This is a genomic window from Rhodovulum sp. P5 (assembly GCF_002079305.1).
Taxonomy (GTDB): domain Bacteria; phylum Pseudomonadota; class Alphaproteobacteria; order Rhodobacterales; family Rhodobacteraceae; genus Rhodovulum.
Genome location: NZ_CP015039.1, coordinates 3241664 through 3259541, shown reverse-complemented (window position 1 = coordinate 3259541; position 17878 = coordinate 3241664). Strand labels below are relative to the sequence as shown.

Here is a 17878-nt window from a genome sequence, read left to right as displayed (position 1 = left end):
GGCCTAGCCTTTCAGCTTGTCGTCGAGGATCTGCTTCAGCTTGCGATAGGGCATGTTCTTGTAAAGCTCGCCGTCGATCATCAGCGACGGCGTCCCGGTGATCCCGTCGCGTGCCGACACCTTGTCGGACCGGTCGCGCAGCGCCGTGGCAAGGGCCGCATCGCTCAGGCACTGTTCCATCTCGTCGGCGCCAAGGCCCGCGGTGCGGCCGATCTTGCGCAGGTTCTCGGCGGTCTTGCCGGGATCCTTGGCATCGATCCACTCGCCCTGCTTTTCATAAAGCATGGAGACTATGCCGAAGAACCGCATCTCCCCCCCGCAACGCGCAAGAAGACCTGCCCAGATCGCGTACGGGTCCCAGTAGACTTCCTGATAGGTGAAATAGACCTTGCCGGTGTCGATGTAGTCGGCCTTCAGCTTCTTGAAGACCTCCTCGTGGAAATGCCCGCAATGCCCGCAGGTGAAAGAGGCGTATTCCGAAATCTTTATCGGTGCGTCGGGATCGCCCAGCGTGAAGGGCGTAACGACCACGGTATCGGCGGCGGAGTCTTGCGCCTGTGCCGGACCGACCGGCGATAGCCCGGGCAGGACGTGCGACGTGGCCAGCCAGGCCCCGCCAAGGATGCCCAGCGCAATCAGGCCAAGTCTCATGTTGCGGATCATGTTCGGGTTCTCCTCAACGTTTCGGGCGGGATAGGACATTCGCCGCCAAATCTTCAAGGGCCGCGCGCAGGCCATCATCCTGCACATCGGCGGAAAGCTCTGCTGCCTGCGCCCTGACCACCGGGTCAGGGGCCGACCGCGCGGATTTCGGGGCCGGGGCGAACTCCGCCTGCCCGTCGGCAAAGCCGGTCGGCGCGGTCTGGGTCAGGCGGACGCGTGAAATCGCGGCGTAGCCGTAGCAGGCATTGACCTTTTCGCGCAGCGCCTCTTTCTGCATTTCCAGCATCGGGGCATTGGCCCCGGTCGTCAGCACGGTCAGGGTGGCGCCGAACCCTTCGCGCCCGTATTTCACGTCGACGGGGCGCGCGATACGCGCGATGTCTTCGCCCACGATCTCCGCCCAGTGGGTCAGAAGGCGCGACACGGCAAAACCCCGCTTTTCACCGACCCGCCGGATGCGGGCCTGAAGCAGGCTGGATGCATGCGCGAAACCGCGTTTGCGATGGATTTCCCGGCTGCCTTGTCGGGCCATGGCTGTCATTCCCTTTGCTGAACCCTATCCTAGGGGCGCGGGCACAGGCCAGCCAGAGAATTGACCCGAAGAAAGGCATAAAGATTGCGTGACGAAGAGCTGAGCCAAACGCTTCTGCACTGGTATGACCGGCACGCCCGCGACCTGCCATGGCGGGTGGGGCCGCAAGACCGCGCACGTGGCGTGCAGCCGGACCCGTATGCCGTGTGGCTGTCAGAGGTGATGCTGCAACAGACCACGGTTGCCGCGGTAAAGGACTACTTCCACCGCTTTACAACGCGCTGGCCCACCGTTGGTGCGCTGGCCGCGGCAGAGGATGCCGAGGTGATGGGGGAATGGGCCGGGCTGGGATATTACGCCAGGGCGCGCAACCTGCTGAAATGCGCGCGGATCGTGGCGGATGCCCATGGCGGACGGTTTCCCGATGCCCATGCCGACCTGCTGGCGCTTCCCGGCATTGGCCCCTACACCGCCGCGGCCATTGCCGCCATCGCCTTCGACCGGCCCGAGACCGTGGTGGACGGAAATGTCGAACGGGTGATGGCCCGCCTGTTCGCCGTCGAGACGCCGCTGCCCACCGCAAAGGCCGAATTGACGGCGCTTGCCGCGCGACTGACACCGGAAAGGCGGCCCGGCGACCATGCACAGGCTGTGATGGATTTGGGAGCCACGATTTGCACACCCAAAAACCCGGCCTGCGGGCTGTGCCCGTGGGTGGGGCCTTGTGCGGCACGGGTGCAGGGCATTGCGGCGGACCTGCCCCGCAAACTGCCGAAAAAGCCCAAGCCGACCCGGCTTGGCATTGCCTATATCGGCCGACGCGCCGACGGGGCCTGGCTTCTGGAACGGCGTCCCGAAAAGGGGTTGCTGGGCGGCATGATGGGTTGGCCGGGCACGGATTGGACCGAAACCCATCCGATGGAGGCCCCGCCCGCCCCGGCCGACTGGCAACCGCTGGGCGCCGAGGTCCGCCATACCTTCACCCATTTCCACCTGCGGCTGGCCCTGCGGGTGGCGACCCTGCCCGACACCGTCACGCCCCTGCGCGGAGCGTTCGTCGAAAAGGCTGCCTTTCGCCCATCAGACCTGCCCACGGTGATGCGCAAGGCCTTTGACCTGGCACGCGGCGCGCTTGCCGCGGGCTGACGGCATCCCTAGCGGATCAAGACCGGCGTCTGGTGCACATAAGTCCCGTCCTCGGCCGCATGGATCAGGAAATGCGCGACATTGGCCCGCGACATCAGCCCCTGATGCCATGTCTCTGGCTTGACCAGCACCTCGTATTCGCCCGTCATGGGCCGCGAGAACAGGATACCCGGCCGCGCAATGGTCCAGTCGAGGTCGGAGGCCATGATCAACTCCTCCTGCACGGTCTTGTCGGCATAGGCCCGGCCAAGAAGTGCATCGAAGGGCAGTTTCTCGACAAAGCTGAACTTGGCCTTGCTATCGCCTGCGCCGAAGCCCGTGACGACCAGAAGCCGCTTTACCCCCGCGCCCGACATGGCCGTCAGCAACACCCGCGTGGCATCGGAAAACAGCGTCGTGCGCTTCAGCGTCTCCATGTTCTTGGGCAACCCGATGGTCATGATCGCGGCATCGACGCCGGTGACGGCGGCTGCGATATCCTCGGGGTTGCGGGCATCGCCGGCGATCTTATCCAGCCGGGAATGGTCAAGCGCCATCTTGTCCGCACTCCGGGCAAGTGCCCGGACCTCATGCCCCCGTTCAAGCGCGTATGTCACGGTTTCAAACCCGATGCCCTTGCTGGCACCAACAACCAGAAGCTTCATGCGTGTCCTCCTGTACTTTCGCCAGATGTAGGGCAGGAACCGGATTTGCCGAGGGGGCGCCCGCGCGGCCGTGCGGACAACCCGACTGGGGGCAGGACATGCCCCGGCGTCGACGGCACATGACGGCGAAGCTTGTTGCGAGAATGGGGTGATTTGCGTACAATTCGTATAAAATAGTGCGCCTTGATTGAAAGCTTTAAAAACCGTGCAACAGGGAGGAGACGATGGCCACACTCGACAAGGACTATTACCGGGCGGCCAACAAGGGGCAGTTCAAGAAGGGCGTGTGGGCCGTCGACGGCGAAGAACCGGCTGCCGGCATCCTTCACGGCGATATCGAACGGCGATACTGGACCGTTGCCAAGCGGAACCGGGCGGGCGAGATCGTCAAGGACAAGCACGGCAAGACCGTGAGAGAGACACGCTCGCGCCAGGACTGGTCGATCACCGATGGCCAAATGGACACCGGAAGCGGCACATCCCTGCACGACTATGAGGGCGCGCTTGGCTACCGGTCATGGAACTACTTCCAAATGCCCGAGGGAACGACGCTGCCCGCCTGCCTGCAGGTCGTCCAGCGCGGCTCTGACCCGCATCATTACCAGATCGAGGTTCTTACGGGCGGCACGGTCAGCCCGGTGACCCTGCGCGGGGCGCTGGACAACCTTGCCCGCAATTGCGTCGTTCGGCAAAAGCAACTGGCCGGGACCATCTGATCAACGGCTTAGGATACGGGAGCGGAGACGATGGTCGAAATCAGCAAGATCGCCCTCATGACCGCCATCCAGGCGCTGGCCCGCGTGGTCGATGACGAGGAAGCGGCGATGGATGCGATGGAGGAAGGCCCCGATCTTTATGAACTGGCAGACTCGGCAGAGACCTATCGCAAGGCCCTGAACGAGTTGCGCGGCGTCTATGAGCAGGCGCGCCGCGACGGGGCGGATCTTCCGCCCTATGGCAGCCTCGTACTGTAGCCGGGCCGCCGGGCCCCGACAGTTCTGAAAAGCCGCGCGAAAAAAGTGCCCCGCCATGGGCATGGCGGGGCAGTCGCGTGCCGCGGCCGGAAACCGCGGGCACAGGCGGTAATCGTGAATGCCTCAGGTGCCGGGATGTCCCATCTCGGCCCGGATCTGCTGACGCAGGAAATCGATGGGGACCGTCCTGCCCTCCCGCCGGAAATGCCAGTAGGTCCAGCCATTGCAACTGGGCGCGCCTTCCAGCGCCGCGCCAACCTGATGGATCGATCCGGTGACATCGTCGCCAACAAGCGTGCCGTCGGCACGCACCTTGGCCGTCTTGCCGCGAGGAGAGACCAGAACCTCGCCCGGGCGTAGCATCCCCCGTTCGACAAGTTGGCCGAATGGCACGCGGGGCGCCGCGCGTTTGGAGGTGGAGACCATCAGCGCCTCCCGGTCGAACTTGCGCACGCGGGAAAGACGCTTCTCGGCCACCTCGCGATAGGCCGCTTCCCGTTCGATCCCGATGAAATCGCGGCCCAGCATCTTGGCCACCGCGCCGGTCGTGCCGGTGCCGAAAAACGGGTCAAGCACCACGTCGCCAGGATTGGTCGTTGCCACGAGAACGCGATGCAACAGGGATTCCGGCTTTTGCGTCGGATGCGCCTTGTCGCCGTTGTCGTCCTTCAGCCGCTCATGCCCGGTGCAGATCGGCAGCACCCAGTCGGAGCGCATCTGCACGCCCTCGTTCAGGGATTTCAGCGCCTCGTAGTTGAAGGTGTATTTCGCCCCTTCGTCACGGCTGGCCCAGATCAGCGTTTCATGGGCATTGGTCAGCCGCTTGCCGCGGAAATTCGGCATCGGGTTCGACTTGCGCCAGACGACATCGTTCAGAATCCAGAAGCCCTGGTTCTGCAACTCTGCCCCCATGCGGAAGATGTTGTGATAGCTGCCGATGACCCAGATCGCGCCATTGGGTTTCAGCACCCGCCGCGCGGCGGCCAGCCAGCCCCGGGTAAAGCTGTCATAGGCGGCGAAACTGTCGAACCGGTCCCAATGGTCATCCACCGCGTCGACCTTGGAATTGTCGGGCCGGTGCAGTTCGCTTTTCAGCTGCAGGTTATAGGGCGGGTCGGCGAAAATCAGGTCGATGCTGGCCTCGGGCAGGCCATTCATCGCCTCGATGCAATCGCCGGGCAGAATCGTGTTGAGCGGAAGCTGCGCCGCCCCCTTGGCTTTGGTCATCTTGGTCAGTTGCCTCTGAAAGGCGCCATGTCTTCGGCGTCATTGTTGGCCCCAAATGTGAGTCAAACCCGATTCGCCGTCAATTTCTTTTTTGAATCAGGGGGTTATGGATTTCTCTTGATACAAGATATTGTGCACGGGCTTGAATGAACGCCTATGGTATGGGCTGACCCCGATATCTCGAATCGCCTGAAGATGCGTGCGGGTCGGATAACCGGCGTTTTTATCCCAGCCATAGCCGGGGAAGTGTTGCGCAAGGTCCACCATCAGCGCATCGCGTGTCACCTTTGCCATGATAGAGGCCGCGGCGATGGACAGGCAACGCGCATCGCCTTTCACCACCGTCTGTCCCGCGCAAGGCAGATCGCGCGGCAGGCGGTTGCCATCGATCAGGGCGAAATCGGGCCGCGTGGACAATCCGGCGATCGCCCGGCACATCGCCAGATGGCTGGCCTGAAGGATGTTCAGCCGGTCGATTTCCTCGACGCTGGCATGGGCGACCGACACCTCGGCCACGGCCCGGATCGCCTCCGCCAGTTCGGCGCGACGGGCCGCCGTCAGTTTCTTGGAGTCATCAAGCCCGGGCGGGATCGCGTCTGGGTCGAGACGCACGGCCGCAGCAGTCACCGGCCCGGCCAAGGGGCCGCGCCCCACCTCGTCCACCCCGACGACGACGCGCATGCCTTGGGCGAATGCCTGCCGTTCAAACGTGAAATCGGGGGAAAGCTGCTGCATGCCGCGCATCAAAGCGCGGGACCGTCCCCGCCGCAAGGGGCAGAGTGGCAAGGGGCAGAGGCGGCACGGGGCAAGCGCCGCCTCCCTTTCTCATCAGCGCTGTGCCCGTGGCCAGTGGTCGCCGCGCGGGCCGCTATGCCGGGTCACCGGCGGATGACGGCGATGTCCGTGGGCGCGCGGCGCCATGGGCCTGTCGCGAACGACGTGGCGGGGTGCCGCCCGGGCAGACCGGTCGCCCAGCCCCTCAACGATCACGAACAGCACACCGGCCCCCAGAAGGGCGGCAGCCAGCGCATCGGCATCGCCCGCGCGCGCCGGTGTGGCAAGCGGGGGCGTGACAGACAGCGCCAGCGAAAGGGCGGGGATTGCGAGATAACGGATCATGGGAATGTCCTTTCCGTGTTGCGATGCCCCACGATCCCGCCGGTGCCCGCTGTCAGGCAATGACGACGCCCTGTTATCGGATGACGCCCCGTGAAAAGGCCGCCCCCGCGCGGTTGTTATTGAATAGCGTCGCCGCCTGCCCCATGCTTTCGGGCATGGCACCCCGTGTTTTCCCTTCGATCCTTCTGTGCGCGCTCGTCCTCGCGACGTCGGCCGCGGCGGACTGCTATGCCGACTACAAGGCCAAGCAGGACAGCCCCCTGCGCCTGCATTACGGCGTGATGGAACTGCCCGCGGCCGCCTGCGGCAGCCGCGACGCGGCCACGCGCGAAATCGATCGCCGGCTTGGGCGCGCCGGATGGCAGTTGCTGAACGTGATGTCGATTTTCGGGGCCGACGGGCTTGACCAGCGCAAGGCCAGCGCTGGCGGATACTTCCTGAAATACTGAGCCAGGGCGATGAAGTCCGGGGCAGCGAGGATGAGCGGCAGCGGAGACATCAAACCCCCGGTTCGGGCGCAATGGGTGGTCGTTGCCGGCATTGCCGCCATTGTCGCGATCCTGCTGACCACGGCCGTTCTGCTGTTTCTGACCCTGCCCGACGCCAATGCCTTCAACGCGCGGGTCGAGCGCCTGTTCATCGAGAACGACAACCTGACCACCGGGGCCGAGATCAAGCTGCTGGAGATCCTTGCACAGTCCGGCACCGCCTTTTCCGAGGTCCTGGCCTCCTACCGGATGGTGATCTTCGTGCTGATGTTGCTGGCCACCGGCCTTTTGATCGCGGCACTGATGTTCCTGGTCACCATTGTCACCCTGAACCGGAGCATGTCGGAAATCGAAAGGGCCGGCATACGGGTCTCGTCACTGATGATCATCCGCGCCGAAAACGCGCTGCTGCTGAACGACATGGCCTTCACGCTGACACCGGCGGCTATCGAGACGCTTTCGGTGCTGGCCGAAGCGCGGATGGACGACGACATGCTTTCGGGCGCCGAGATCGAGGCGATGATATCCGGCCGCGCGGTCGAAGACTGCGACGAAGCCGCCGGGGCGACCCGGATCAAGCGCTTGCGCGACTCCCTGGGCAACCAGATCGTCAGTGAATTGCTGGTCCGCAACGTGGCCCGGCGCGGGTATCTGCTGGCCGTGGACAAGGACGTGATCCGGGTGGTTTAGCCTCGGTTCGGCCGTCTGCGCCGGTTGAACGACGCGCTGAAACGCCCCGCCGGGACGGACATGGTGAAACGCGACCTGCACAGCCCGATCCGGATGCCCGCGGGGCTGGACCCTACGGTCGGTTCCCGTAAAGATTGCACCATGAAATGCGTATTTCTGTTATGGATTGCAGCGCTGGTCCTGCTGGCAGCCGGTCAGATGGCCCGGGCGGCCGATGTCGTGCTAAAGGCCGCGGATCTGATCCCCGTCGGCGCCCGCCAGTTCGTCGCCTTCGGCCTGACCCTGCCCGAACCGGACATGACCTTGCCCATCGTGGGCCCCGGCAACAATAAGGATGGTGCCCAACTGCTGCGTTATCTGAACGCGAAGGGCGCGGTGAACGGGTTTCACGGCATCCTTTACGACAATCGCGACCGTGGGCATTCCATCATTAGGCCAGAGGAGTTCCCGCGCCTGCTTTTCCTGCGCTACGGGCCGGATCTGAAGGCCCGCGGGTTCGACTATGGCCGGGCCGGGCCGCTGGTCCTTCCCGCCGCTGTCTTCGGCAATTCCTCGACCGCGATCACCGGGGGCGACGCCCCCAGAAGCCAGACCCGGCAATTGATGACAAGCGGAGACGGCCCTGCGCTTTCGGCGCGGCTCTACCAGAACAACCACATCTATATCTATCCCGAACACCGCGATCACGATGCCCATGACACATTCCCGGCGAACTGGCCCTACACGGTCACTAGCCAGGGGTCGTCGGGCACCGACAAGGGGTTTCTGCGGGCCTTCGCGATGACGCTGGCGGCCTTTCCCCGCGAAACGATGGACGTGATGCGCAAGAACGGGCTTGTCGTGCCGACCTTGCAGATGATCATGCGCCGGAACCTGAAAACGGTCTCCAGCCGGGAGGCGTATCTGAGCGGCGCGGCCCATCCCACGGTCTTTGCGCAAGATCAGCTTCGGCCGGGCCGCATGGTCGGACACGCCAACCAGATGCAACCCGACGAGATCCCGCCCGTTCTGCAGCTTCGGGTGGAGCGGGAGGACTTTGCCGAGACTGCCGGGCTGGACGGTCGGTCGGAACGGCTGTTCGACACCCTGTCGGCGGTTGCCCGGCTGTGGCGTGGTTTCGAATGGGAAAAGGAACTGGTCGTCACTGCCTCGCCACAGGTCAATCCGGGAAACCGCCCCCTGACCTATGAATGGCGCCTGCTGCACGGCAACCCCGCGCTGGTCGAGATCGAACCGCAAGGCCCGGACGGACAAACCGCCCGCATCCGCATCAGATGGCACGACGCATTCCCCGAACCCGTCTATGGCCGGCCTGGCTATGGCGATGAGGAACGCAGCAGACGGCTGGTATCCCGTGTCGATATCGGGGTGTTCGCCAATAACGGGATACATGACAGCGCCCCGGCCTTCGTCTCGGTCGACTTCCCGACCCATCAGCGCAGGCTTTATACGGCGGCGGAGGACGGCACGCGCCGCCTGTCGCTGATCGACTACGATGCGACGCGCCGGGGGCAGTACTACGACCCACTTCTCTACTGGTCGGCAGCCTGGACCGACAGGCCGGTTTATGGGGCCGATGGGCGTCTCACCGGCTGGAACCGACGCTGGGGCGACGGCCGAAGCGCGATCGTTCCGGTGGAACCACAGGCGGATGCGTCCCGATACCGGTTAGACCGCTCCATCCGGCGCAACCCGGTTCTCGTGTACGAATAGCCGGGCGGTTCACATCGCCAGGGCCGCGCTGCGCAGTTTCGCGATCAGGCTTTCCTGAGCGCTAATTCGTTCAAGGGCAACCTCGGGCTCGATCATCCGAAAGCGCAGATGCCCGCCCGGCCCCAGTTGCGCGATCTTCCACAAATCAGGCGCGACGACCGCAGCGATCTTGGGATAGCCGCCGCAGGTATTGGCATCGGCAAGCTGGATGATCGGTTGACCAGAGGCCGGAACCTGCACCGTACCCGGCAAGAGCCCGTGTGAGAACAATTCCCGCGGTTCCGTTCGGGTCAGCTCTGGCCCCTCAAGGCGATAGCCGATGCGATCTGCCTGATGCCCCACCCGCCAATTGGCGTTGAAGAACTGCGCGCGGCTTCCCTCGGTGAAGTCTTGGAACTCCGCCGCCGGGATGACCCCGACCGCAGCGCCGGTTGCAAGCGCGGCCCAGTCGGAGGCAATGTCGGCAGGCAGCACGGCCCCGCGCCCCGCCGTCGGCAATCGGCACGGATTGGCCTCTCCAAGGGCGAAACGATCCCCCTTCGCCAGGCCGCGGCCGTCAAACCCGCCGAAACCGGATTTGAGATCCGTGGCGCGGGACCCCATGACAGGCGGCACATAGACCCCGCCCCGAAACGCCACATAGGTGCGCATCCCTCGGTCCGGGGGCGAAAGCGACAGAACCGCCCCCGCGCGCACCGGCACGGCCCAGTTGGGCGGAAGGCGATGCCCGTCGACGTCGGCCCGCGCATCGGCACCGGTCACCGCAACACAGGTGTCAACATCGCTCCGTACCGAGAAAGGGAACATCGCCACCTCGACCGCCGCGGCATCGGGCCGATTGCCCAAAAGCGCATTGGACATGTCGAAGGATAGCCTGTCCATTGCGCCCGAGCGGCTGATCCCCAGATGCAGAAGGCCCGGCCGCCCGGCATCCTGAATGCAATTGGCCGGGCCGCTTCTGAGAACCTCGATCATGCCAGGATCTCTTTCACGGTAAAGCGCACCCGATCGCCGGGCTGAAACAGGCACGGTTCCGCGGCGTCGGCGTCGAACAGCTTGACCTGCGTGTGGCCAATGATGTGCCAGCCCGAGGGCGCCGTGATCGGCATAACCGCTGCCTGCGCGCCCCCCACGATCACCGCCCCCGCGACGACCCGCGTGCGGGGCACCTTGCGCCGGGGCATTGCAAGCTGCGGATCGAGCCCAGAGAGATAGCCAAAGCCCGGCATCGCCCCGACCGCGGCCACGGTGTAGTGGCCTGCGGCGTGGCGTGCGATAGCCTGATCGACCGACAGGCCAGCATGCGCAGCCCACGCACCGATATCTTCGGCCGCGGCGCCGCCATAGACCACTGGGATCTCGATCAGCCGGTCTTGGCTTGGCGCGGGCTCTACCTCATGCCACAGGCGTTGCAGCAGGGTCTCGACTGCGTCCGCCGTACACTGCCTTGGGTCTGCCTCGACCAGCAGGTTGTTCATGCCCGGCACGACCTCTGTCACCCCGGGGGTCTGGCGCAGGGCAAAGGCGAGGGCCAGGATGCGTCCCTGGGTGATTTCGCTGAACACGCCGTCGGCTGCATCGGCAAGAACCCCTGCGATGCCAAGTCTCGATATCCGTAAGTCGGTCAAACCCATACGCTTTCCCCGGGCCCCGCGGAGCACTGCTTTTGGTTGAAGTGCCGCCACGAAAATGTCACATGGGACAACGCCCGGAATCAATGTCAGGTTGTGTCTGGGCGTGTGTTCGGTAACCCGATGTCAACATGTTTCCCCCAGTCTGCCCAAATCTCGACGTCTTTCGTCGGCACCAATGGAACCCATGTTGATAGCTCTGATCCTCATATCGATCTTCTCCGGCGTTGCTTCCGCATTCATCGCCTCGATGACATTCGGGCCCAGCCTGCTGACCATCATACTCGCCTACTGGCTGGGTGGAACGCTTGGCGCCCTGATGCTGATCCTGCGCGAGGTTCTGCGTCCCGAAGACACCAGCGCCTTGGCAGACGCCACCGCCTGACGCCAGCCGGCCTTTCGCACCCCCCCTTGCGACCGGTCTGCGTTTATGTGGCATTCCCTATGACAGGCACAGCGGATCAACCCGTCGCGGTTCGTCCGCGCCGATCGCTCCGAAGGTTGGCATAAAGCACATGGTTCCGCCAGCGGCCATTGATCTGCAGATAGCTTTGGGCCACGCCCTCATACTTGAACCCGCATTTCTCCAGCACGCCGCGTGACGCCACGTTCTCGGGCAGGCAGGCTGCCTCGATCCGCGAAATGTCGCGCTCGATAAACGCATGCTGGACGACGGCTTCGATCGCTTCGCGCATGTATCCCTGCCGCGCGAAAGGCTCCCCGACCCAGTAGCCCAAGGTGCCGGATTGCGACGGGCCGCGGCGGATGTTGTCCAGCGTGATCGCCCCCAACAGCACATCGTCGGCCCGCCTTATCAGAAACAGCGGCAGGGCAGAGCCCGAAGAAAGCGCCCGCTGCGCCCAGTAGACCCTGTTGGTAAAGGCCTTGCGCAGCAGATGATCCTTGGACCACGCCGGTTCCCACGGCGTCAGAAACCCCGCGCTTTCCGCCCGAAGCACCGTCCAGTCGTTGAAATCGGCATGGATGGGCGGGCGTAGGATCATGCGCGCGGTCTCGATGCGGACCTTCCGCCGCAACCCGAACATCAGGCCACGAGCCTGCCTTGCAGCGCGTCGAGCGCCGGCGCCTTCGCCACGGGGCCGTAAAGCGCAAGCGCTGCCCGCCCGCAACCGGCAAGACGTCCTGCGAATTCTCGCACATCGCCGGTGGTCACCGCGTCGATATGGGCGACGGTTTCGTCGATATCCGGGATACGGTCCCAGATCGACACCAGCCGCGCCAGCCGTTCGGCCCGGTTCGACGGGCTTTCCAACCCCATGAACAGCCCCGCCTTCATCTGCGCGCGGGCCCGCGCGACCTCGGCCGGGGTCATGTCATGGGCGGCGCGGGCAAGTTCCGCCATCGTCAGTTCTGCCAGATCGCCCAGTTGTTCGCCGCTGGTGCCCGCGTACAACGTGATCAGGCCGGTGTCGGCATAGGCGCCCGTCTGCGCGAAGACGGTATAGCAAAGCCCCCGCTTTTCCCGCAGTTCCTGAAACAGGCGCGAGGACATGCCCCCGCCCAGCGCAGTCGAAAAGATCTGCGCGGTATAGATGCCCGGATCGCGATAGCCGGGGCATTCGAAGGCCAGCGCCATGTGCGCCTGTTCCAGCGACTTGACCTCGCGCCGCTCACCGCCGGTGAAACTCGCAGGCTCGGGCTTGTCCGCCGTGCTTGGCTTCATATGCCCGAAGGTCTGTTCGGCCAGACGCACCAGTTCTGCATGATCGACCGCACCGGCAGCCGACAGGATCATCCGTTCCGGCGTGTAGTGGCGGCGGATGAAGGAGAACAGATCGTCCCGCGAAAAGCCGCTGACCCGCTCTGCCGGGCCCAGGATCGTGCGCCCGATGGCCTGTTCGGGATAGGCGACCTCTTGCAGCCAGTCGAAAATCACATCGTCGGGGGTATCCAGAACCTGCCCGATTTCCTGCAGGATCACACCGCGCTCGACCTCGATCTCCTCGGGTGCGAAAACGGGATTCAGCAGGATGTCGGACAGAACGTCCAGCGCCAGCGGTACATCGGCCTCCAGCACACGGGCGTAGTAGGCCGTCATCTCGCGCGAGGTATAGGCGTTGATATAGCCGCCCACATCCTCGATCGCCTCGGCGATCTGAAGCGTCGTGCGTTTGTCGGTGCCCTTGAACGCCATGTGCTCAAGGAAATGGGCAATGCCGTTTTCGCTGGGACGTTCGTCGCGCCCGCCGGCCATTACCCAAATGCCCAGCGCCGCGGATTTCAGCCCGGGCATGTTCTCGGTGACGATACGAAAGCCGTTGGACAGCCTGTGGAGTTCGACGCTCAACGCTTGCGCCTTTCTTCGATGAGAGCTTCAAGCGCGGCAAGGTCGTTCTCAACGGCCGTCACCCGCTCCGGCCGCTCATACAGGTCCGCCATGCGGGAGGGCAAGGGGGGCCGCTGACCGGTCGCGTCCTCGACCGCGTCGGGGAATTTGGCGGGATGTGCGGTGGCCAGCGTGATCATCGGCGTCGCGGTGGCGGGTTGGTCCTGTGCGACCTTCACACCGACGGCGGAATGCGGACAAAGGGTTTCGCCCGTCGCGGCATGGGTGGCGCGGATCGTGGCGGTGGTTTCTTCTTCCGATGCGCGGCCCGACGCATAGGTTTCGCGCAGGCATTCCAGCGCGCCCTGGCTGATGGAAAAGCCGCCCTTGTCCTTCAGTTCACCCATCAGTTGGGCAACCGCAGAGCCGTCGCGCCCATAGGCGTCGAACAGAGCGCGTTCGAAGTTGGACGACACCTGAATATCCATCGACGGACTGATCGAAGGGGTCACCCCTTTGGTCTCATACGCCCCGCCGGACAGCGCCCGGTGCAGGATGTCGTTCTGGTTGGTGGCAATCACCAGCCGTTCGATGGGCAGGCCCATCCGACGGGCGATCTGACCGGCGAAGATGTCACCGAAATTGCCCGTCGGCACGGTAAAGGCGACGGACCGGTGCGGCGCCCCAAGCGACACCGCCGAGGTGAAGTAGTAAACCACCTGTGCCAGCACCCGTGCCCAGTTGATCGAGTTGACGGCCGACAGGCCCACCGCGTCGCGGAACTCGAAATGGTTGAACATGTCCTTCACGCGGGCCTGACAATCGTCGAAATCGCCTTTCAGGGCCAGCGCGTGCACGTTCGCCTCTGACGGCGTGGTCATCTGGCGGCGCTGCACCTCTGACACCCGTCCCTCGGGGAAGAGGATAAAGACATCGACATTGTCGAGCCCGCGAAACGCCTCGATCGCGGCACTTCCGGTGTCGCCGCTGGTGGCGCCGACGATGGTCACCCGCTTGCCCGACCGTTCCAGCGCCGTCTGGAACAGCTGGCCGATCAGTTGCATGGCGAAGTCCTTGAAGGCCAGCGTGGGCCCGTGGAACAGCTCCAGCAGGAAGTGATTGGGGCCAAGCTGGGTCAATGGCGCGCGGGCGGGATGGTCGAAGCCCTGGTAGGCGCGGGCGATGATTCCCTGAAGGTCCGCATCGGTGAAGGCGTCCCCGACGAAGGGCTTCATCACGCGGAAGGCGGCGTCCTCATAGCTCAGACCGGCCAGCCCCGCGATATCCGCAGGCGACATGCCCGGCACCGTTTCGGGAACATAGAGCCCCCCGTCGCGTGCAAGGCCGGTCAGCATGGCCTCTTCGAATGTAAGAATCGGGGCCTGCCCCCGGGTGGACACGTAACGCATCAGCCTGCCTTCCTTCAGTCCGTCGCCTGATACGCCAGACCCAAGGCAGTGTCACCCCGGCTAAATGCTGTTGCTTGCTGATTTGGTCTTGTGGTCCGGCGCTGCAGGAGCGTGCAGCACCGGACCAGCAAGTGGGAACGCCCGGCAGTCGAACCCGAGCGCGGCGTCTGACGATCCTTGCGCCTATCCCGGTTCCCTTTGGCGAGATTTTCCGCCATTTTTCACGACAGTTTGCGGAGACGACGCTCATGTCGTTGTATCGTGCATTCAGAGAAACATATTGAGGGGGGAGAGACAAGCAAAACTGCGACAATCTGCCACCTTTTTTCCATCACAGCCCCGCGAGCGAGGATCCCGCCATGCAGCACCCGCCTTTCCGCCCCTTCGACAGCCTGCTGGATCAGGATGCGGCCTTGGCGATGTTGCGCGATGCCACCCACGGGGCCGACGATGGCGAGTTGTTCCTGGAACGCCGCCGGTCGGAGGTGCTGAGCTTCGACGACGGTCGGGTGCGCACCGCCAGCTATGACGCGTCAGAGGGATTCGGGCTGCGCGCGGTGAAGGGGGAGGCCGCCGGCTATGCCCATTCCACCGAGATTTCAGAGGCCGCCCTGCGCCGCGCGACCGAAACCGCCCGGCTGGCCGTCGGCGCTGGTGGCGGCACGCTGGCCGACGCGCCCCAGCCGACCAACCGCCGCCTTTACAGCGATGCCGACCCGATGGCCGATGCCAGCTTCGGTGTGAAGCTGGATACCCTGCGCGAGATCGACGCCTTCGCCCGCGACCTCGACCCCCGCGTGGTGCAGGTGACCGCCACGCTGGCCGCGTCGTTGCAAGAGGTGTTTATCTTGCGCCCGGACGGCACGTTGTTGTCCGATACCCGCCCGATGACCCGTCTGAACGTTGGGGTGATCGTCGAGGAAAACGGCCGCCGCGAATCCGGCAGTCACGGCGGGGGTGGGCGCACGGGCCTGACCGGACTGATCGACCGGGCCAACTGGGAAGCGCCCGCGCGGGAAGCGCTGCGCATCGCGCTGGTCAACCTGCGGGCCGAAGCCGCGCCCGCCGGCGTCATGGACGTGGCACTGGGCAATGGCTGGCCCGGCGTTCTGCTGCACGAGGCCGTGGGCCACGGGCTGGAGGGCGACTTCAACCGCAAGGGCAGTTCCGCCTTTGCCGGACTGATGGGCCAACAGGTCGCCGCAAAGGGCGTAACGGTTCTGGACGATGGCACGATCCCCGACCGGCGCGGGTCGATCAGCGTCGATGACGAGGGCACACCCTCTGGCAAGAATGTCCTGATCGAGGACGGGGTTCTCGTGGGCTTCATGCAGGACCGGCAGAACGCCCGCTTGATGGGGGTCACGCCGACGGGCAACGGGCGGCGCGAAAGCTTTGCCCATCCGCCGATGCCGCGCATGACCAACACCTACATGCTGGGCGGAGAGGCCGACCCGGAGGACATCGTGGCCGAAGTGAAAGATGGCATCTATGCGGTGGGCTTCGGCGGCGGACAGGTGGACATCACCAACGGCAAGTTCGTCTTCAGTTGCACAGAGGCCTACCGCGTGAAGAACGGCAAGGTCGGCGCCCCGGTCAAGGGGGCCACGCTGATCGGCGACGGGCCGACCGCGATGAAACAGATCCGGATGATCGGCAACGACATGGCCCTCGACCCCGGAATCGGAAATTGCGGCAAGGCCGGTCAATGGGTGCCGGTGGGCGTCGGGCAACCCACGCTGTTGATTGGCGGCCTGACGGTCGGGGGCGCCGGAAGCTAGGGCAGACCGCCCGTGAATTCATGCGGTTTAGAAAAATTCGCGCTTAAGGCGATTATTCCCTTCGCCGTTCACCTTCTGTTAACTCTCTTCGGCGCAAAGTGCATATCAGGATGATGCGGAGTTACGGAAACGCGGAGAATTATTCTTCCTACCACCCCCTCGCACCACCCACCCGGGAAGACTCCCAGGTTACCGTAGCTTCGCTTCATCCGGTCGCGCCCAGAAAATGGCGCGACCTTTTCTTTCCGGCAGATGCGGCGAAAAATGCCCACCCGCGACGATCCGCCGGCCTCTCCCTCCACTCCCCCAATATCGAAACCGTTTCGCATTCATGTCTCGTTAACCATTTCGCGGCCAACCTGCGCCCCGCACGGAACGGAGGACGGTGTCGTGGGGAAGCTGAAGCACGAGGCGATCCGGGTTTCATCGCAGGAAGAGCCACTTGTGGCGAGCTTGCGACTGATCCGGTCGCGACGGGTCGGGGCCACGACCTTTCACCGGATGGTCGCAGAACACGGCAGCGCCGCGGCCGCCCTGGACGCTTTGCCAAGCGTTGCGCGGGCCGCCGGGGTGAACGATTATGCCCCGTTTTCCGAAGCCGCAGCCCGGGCCGAACTGGACGCGGGGCTGGCACTGGGCGCGCGGCCGCTGTTCTTCGGCGGGGCGGACTATCCACAAGCGCTGATCGACCTTTCCGATGCGCCCCCGTTTCTTTGGGCGAAGGGGCGGCTTGACCTGCTTGACCGGCCCATGGTGGCCCTTGTCGGGGCGCGCAATGCGTCGTCGCTTGGCACGCGCATGGCGCGACGGCTGGCCGAAGACCTGGGCGCGCAGGGCCATGTGATCGTTTCGGGGCTTGCCCGCGGCATCGACCGGGTCGCCCATATGGCCGCGCTGGACACCGGAACCGTGGCGGTTCAGGCTGGGGGAATTGACATCGCCTACCCCGCCGAGAATGCCGCGCTGACCGAAGAGATCGGCGAAAAGGGCCTGCGCTTGACGGAACAACCGCCGGGCCTCACCCCGCAGGCCCGGCATTTCCCCCAGCGCAACAGGATCATCGCGGGCCTCGCACGCGCGGTTGTGGTGGTCGAGGCCGCGGCACGGTCCGGCAGCCTGATCACCGCACGCACCGCCCTTGACCAGGGGCGGGAGGTGCTGGCCGTGCCCGGCCACCCGTTCGACGCACGCGCCGCAGGGTGCAACATGCTGATCCGCGACGGGGCGGTTCTGGTTCGCGGGGCCGACGACGTGATCGAGGTCTTGGCCACAACCTGCGGCCGGCCGGACAGGCCCGATCTTTTTGCGGAAGTCCCCACCCCCTGCGCCGCCGAAGTGCCAGAGGCCCCGGTGCAAGCCCAGCGTCCCCCGCCTGCCGATATCAGCACGCTGCACGAGGAAATCCTGTCTCGGCTCGGCCCGTCGCCGCTGGCCGAAGACCAGCTTATCCGCGATCTGAACCTGCCGGCGGGGCGTGTCGCACCCGAGCTGGTCATGCTGGAACTGGACGGCCGGATTGCCCGGGCGCCGGGTGGGTTGCTGTCGCGCTGCGATTGACCGCGACCGCCCGACCG

The 17878-nt window shown here is 64.9% G+C and carries 20 protein-coding genes; 9 read left to right on the top strand and 11 right to left on the bottom strand.

Translation table 11 applies throughout. The features are described from left to right. Window positions 1–3: 3 nt before the first annotated feature. The gene (locus tag RGUI_RS15530) at window positions 4–663 is read right to left on the bottom strand and encodes a DsbA family protein (RefSeq protein ID WP_156882992.1); all 660 of its coding nucleotides are present in this window, start codon (window positions 661–663) and stop codon (window positions 4–6) included. Between the two features lie 13 nt (window positions 664–676). After that, a complete protein-coding gene (locus RGUI_RS15525) occupies window positions 677–1195 on the bottom strand; it encodes a DUF721 domain-containing protein (protein WP_371586882.1) in 519 nt (172 codons plus the stop codon). An 84-nt stretch (window positions 1196–1279) separates the two neighbouring features. On the opposite strand from RGUI_RS15525, the gene mutY reads away from it, so the two are divergent. After that, on the top strand, window positions 1280–2341 hold the full coding sequence (gene mutY / locus RGUI_RS15520) for an A/G-specific adenine glycosylase (RefSeq protein ID WP_081534614.1): 1062 nt from the start codon (window positions 1280–1282) through the stop codon (window positions 2339–2341). Window positions 2342–2349: 8 nt separating this feature from the next. Here the strand turns inward: mutY and RGUI_RS15515 are convergent, their stop codons facing one another. Then, entirely contained in the window at window positions 2350–2985 is a 636-nt protein-coding gene (locus RGUI_RS15515) for an NAD(P)-dependent oxidoreductase (RefSeq protein ID WP_081534612.1), read from the bottom strand. A 224-nt stretch (window positions 2986–3209) separates the two neighbouring features. Here RGUI_RS15515 and RGUI_RS15510 point away from each other — a divergent pair, with 224 nt between their 5' ends. Together RGUI_RS15510 and RGUI_RS15505 are read left to right on the top strand one after the other, a co-directional pair. Then, window positions 3210–3701, top strand: a complete 492-nt coding sequence (locus RGUI_RS15510; protein ID WP_081534610.1) for a hypothetical protein — start codon at window positions 3210–3212, stop codon at window positions 3699–3701. A gap of 30 nt (window positions 3702–3731) precedes the next feature. Beyond that, entirely contained in the window at window positions 3732–3959 is a 228-nt protein-coding gene (locus tag RGUI_RS15505) for a hypothetical protein (protein WP_081534608.1), read from the top strand. A 123-nt stretch (window positions 3960–4082) separates the two neighbouring features. Here the strand turns inward: RGUI_RS15505 and RGUI_RS15500 are convergent, their stop codons facing one another. The 3 genes from RGUI_RS15500 to RGUI_RS15490 form a co-directional block, all read right to left on the bottom strand. Next, the gene (locus RGUI_RS15500) at window positions 4083–5186 is read right to left on the bottom strand and encodes a site-specific DNA-methyltransferase (RefSeq protein WP_156882991.1); all 1104 of its coding nucleotides are present in this window, start codon (window positions 5184–5186) and stop codon (window positions 4083–4085) included. Between the two features lie 96 nt (window positions 5187–5282). After that, window positions 5283–5921: a ribonuclease HII gene (locus RGUI_RS15495; RefSeq protein ID WP_081536122.1), complete on the bottom strand. Its 639-nt coding sequence runs from the start codon at window positions 5919–5921 to the stop codon at window positions 5283–5285. 93 nt (window positions 5922–6014) lie between these two features. Continuing rightward, the gene (locus RGUI_RS15490) at window positions 6015–6305 is read right to left on the bottom strand and encodes a hypothetical protein (protein ID WP_081534605.1); all 291 of its coding nucleotides are present in this window, start codon (window positions 6303–6305) and stop codon (window positions 6015–6017) included. Window positions 6306–6460: 155 nt separating this feature from the next. Here RGUI_RS15490 and RGUI_RS15485 point away from each other — a divergent pair, with 155 nt between their 5' ends. Genes RGUI_RS15485 through RGUI_RS15475 form a run of 3 tightly spaced genes read left to right on the top strand, consistent with a single transcriptional unit; the run spans window position 6461 to window position 9196 of the window. After that, window positions 6461–6754 (top strand): hypothetical protein, encoded by a 294-nt coding sequence (locus tag RGUI_RS15485; protein WP_081536121.1) that lies wholly within the window; start codon window positions 6461–6463, stop codon window positions 6752–6754. Window positions 6755–6784: 30 nt separating this feature from the next. Next, window positions 6785–7483 (top strand): hypothetical protein, encoded by a 699-nt coding sequence (locus RGUI_RS15480; protein WP_081534603.1) that lies wholly within the window; start codon window positions 6785–6787, stop codon window positions 7481–7483. A 60-nt stretch (window positions 7484–7543) separates the two neighbouring features. Then, on the top strand, window positions 7544–9196 hold the full coding sequence (locus tag RGUI_RS15475; RefSeq protein WP_156882990.1) for a hypothetical protein: 1653 nt from the start codon (window positions 7544–7546) through the stop codon (window positions 9194–9196). A gap of 9 nt (window positions 9197–9205) precedes the next feature. Here the strand turns inward: RGUI_RS15475 and RGUI_RS15470 are convergent, their stop codons facing one another. Together RGUI_RS15470 and pxpB are read right to left on the bottom strand one after the other, a co-directional pair. Further along, window positions 9206–10171 (bottom strand): biotin-dependent carboxyltransferase family protein, encoded by a 966-nt coding sequence (locus tag RGUI_RS15470; protein ID WP_081534599.1) that lies wholly within the window; start codon window positions 10169–10171, stop codon window positions 9206–9208. Next, entirely contained in the window at window positions 10168–10830 is a 663-nt protein-coding gene (pxpB, locus tag RGUI_RS15465) for a 5-oxoprolinase subunit PxpB (RefSeq protein WP_081534597.1), read from the bottom strand. The genes RGUI_RS15470 and pxpB overlap by 4 nt, the downstream gene beginning before the upstream one ends. A gap of 247 nt (window positions 10831–11077) precedes the next feature. On the opposite strand from pxpB, the gene RGUI_RS22385 reads away from it, so the two are divergent. Then, window positions 11078–11212, top strand: a complete 135-nt coding sequence (locus RGUI_RS22385; RefSeq protein ID WP_256387853.1) for a hypothetical protein — start codon at window positions 11078–11080, stop codon at window positions 11210–11212. Between the two features lie 76 nt (window positions 11213–11288). Here the strand turns inward: RGUI_RS22385 and RGUI_RS15455 are convergent, their stop codons facing one another. From RGUI_RS15455 to thrC, 3 genes are read right to left on the bottom strand one after another with little or no spacing between them, the layout of a single operon-like run. Beyond that, window positions 11289–11873, bottom strand: coding sequence for a GNAT family N-acetyltransferase (locus tag RGUI_RS15455; RefSeq protein WP_081534593.1), 585 nt, complete (start codon window positions 11871–11873; stop codon window positions 11289–11291). Next, on the bottom strand, window positions 11873–13135 hold the full coding sequence (locus RGUI_RS15450; protein WP_081534591.1) for a pitrilysin family protein: 1263 nt from the start codon (window positions 13133–13135) through the stop codon (window positions 11873–11875). The genes RGUI_RS15455 and RGUI_RS15450 overlap by 1 nt, the downstream gene beginning before the upstream one ends. Further along, complete coding sequence (thrC, locus tag RGUI_RS15445; protein ID WP_081534589.1) at window positions 13132–14523, bottom strand: threonine synthase; 1392 nt, start codon at window positions 14521–14523, stop codon at window positions 13132–13134. The genes RGUI_RS15450 and thrC overlap by 4 nt, the downstream gene beginning before the upstream one ends. A gap of 359 nt (window positions 14524–14882) precedes the next feature. Here thrC and tldD point away from each other — a divergent pair, with 359 nt between their 5' ends. Together tldD and dprA are read left to right on the top strand one after the other, a co-directional pair. Beyond that, entirely contained in the window at window positions 14883–16304 is a 1422-nt protein-coding gene (tldD, locus tag RGUI_RS15440; protein WP_081534587.1) for a metalloprotease TldD, read from the top strand. 399 nt (window positions 16305–16703) lie between these two features. Continuing rightward, complete coding sequence (dprA, locus tag RGUI_RS15435) at window positions 16704–17861, top strand: DNA-processing protein DprA (RefSeq protein ID WP_371587435.1); 1158 nt, start codon at window positions 16704–16706, stop codon at window positions 17859–17861. Window positions 17862–17878 lie beyond the last annotated feature (17 nt).

Coding starts and splice junctions, on each gene's coding strand:
- RGUI_RS15530 (WP_156882992.1), bottom strand. CDS start 663: ATGATCCGCAACATGAGACTTGGCCTGATTGCGCTGGGCATCCTTGGC.
- RGUI_RS15525 (WP_371586882.1), bottom strand. CDS start 1,195: ATGGCCCGACAAGGCAGCCGGGAAATCCATCGCAAACGCGGTTTCGCG.
- RGUI_RS15515 (WP_081534612.1), bottom strand. CDS start 2,985: ATGAAGCTTCTGGTTGTTGGTGCCAGCAAGGGCATCGGGTTTGAAACC.
- RGUI_RS15510 (WP_081534610.1), top strand. CDS start 3,210: ATGGCCACACTCGACAAGGACTATTACCGGGCGGCCAACAAGGGGCAG.
- RGUI_RS15505 (WP_081534608.1), top strand. CDS start 3,732: ATGGTCGAAATCAGCAAGATCGCCCTCATGACCGCCATCCAGGCGCTG.
- RGUI_RS15500 (WP_156882991.1), bottom strand. CDS start 5,186: ATGACCAAAGCCAAGGGGGCGGCGCAGCTTCCGCTCAACACGATTCTG.
- RGUI_RS15495 (WP_081536122.1), bottom strand. CDS start 5,921: ATGCAGCAGCTTTCCCCCGATTTCACGTTTGAACGGCAGGCATTCGCC.
- RGUI_RS15490 (WP_081534605.1), bottom strand. CDS start 6,305: ATGATCCGTTATCTCGCAATCCCCGCCCTTTCGCTGGCGCTGTCTGTC.
- RGUI_RS15485 (WP_081536121.1), top strand. CDS start 6,461: ATGGCACCCCGTGTTTTCCCTTCGATCCTTCTGTGCGCGCTCGTCCTC.
- RGUI_RS15480 (WP_081534603.1), top strand. CDS start 6,785: ATGAGCGGCAGCGGAGACATCAAACCCCCGGTTCGGGCGCAATGGGTG.
- RGUI_RS15475 (WP_156882990.1), top strand. CDS start 7,544: ATGGTGAAACGCGACCTGCACAGCCCGATCCGGATGCCCGCGGGGCTG.
- RGUI_RS15470 (WP_081534599.1), bottom strand. CDS start 10,171: ATGATCGAGGTTCTCAGAAGCGGCCCGGCCAATTGCATTCAGGATGCC.
- pxpB (WP_081534597.1), bottom strand. CDS start 10,830: ATGGGTTTGACCGACTTACGGATATCGAGACTTGGCATCGCAGGGGTT.
- RGUI_RS22385 (WP_256387853.1), top strand. CDS start 11,078: ATGACATTCGGGCCCAGCCTGCTGACCATCATACTCGCCTACTGGCTG.
- RGUI_RS15455 (WP_081534593.1), bottom strand. CDS start 11,873: ATGTTCGGGTTGCGGCGGAAGGTCCGCATCGAGACCGCGCGCATGATC.
- thrC (WP_081534589.1), bottom strand. CDS start 14,523: ATGCGTTACGTGTCCACCCGGGGGCAGGCCCCGATTCTTACATTCGAA.
- tldD (WP_081534587.1), top strand. CDS start 14,883: ATGCAGCACCCGCCTTTCCGCCCCTTCGACAGCCTGCTGGATCAGGAT.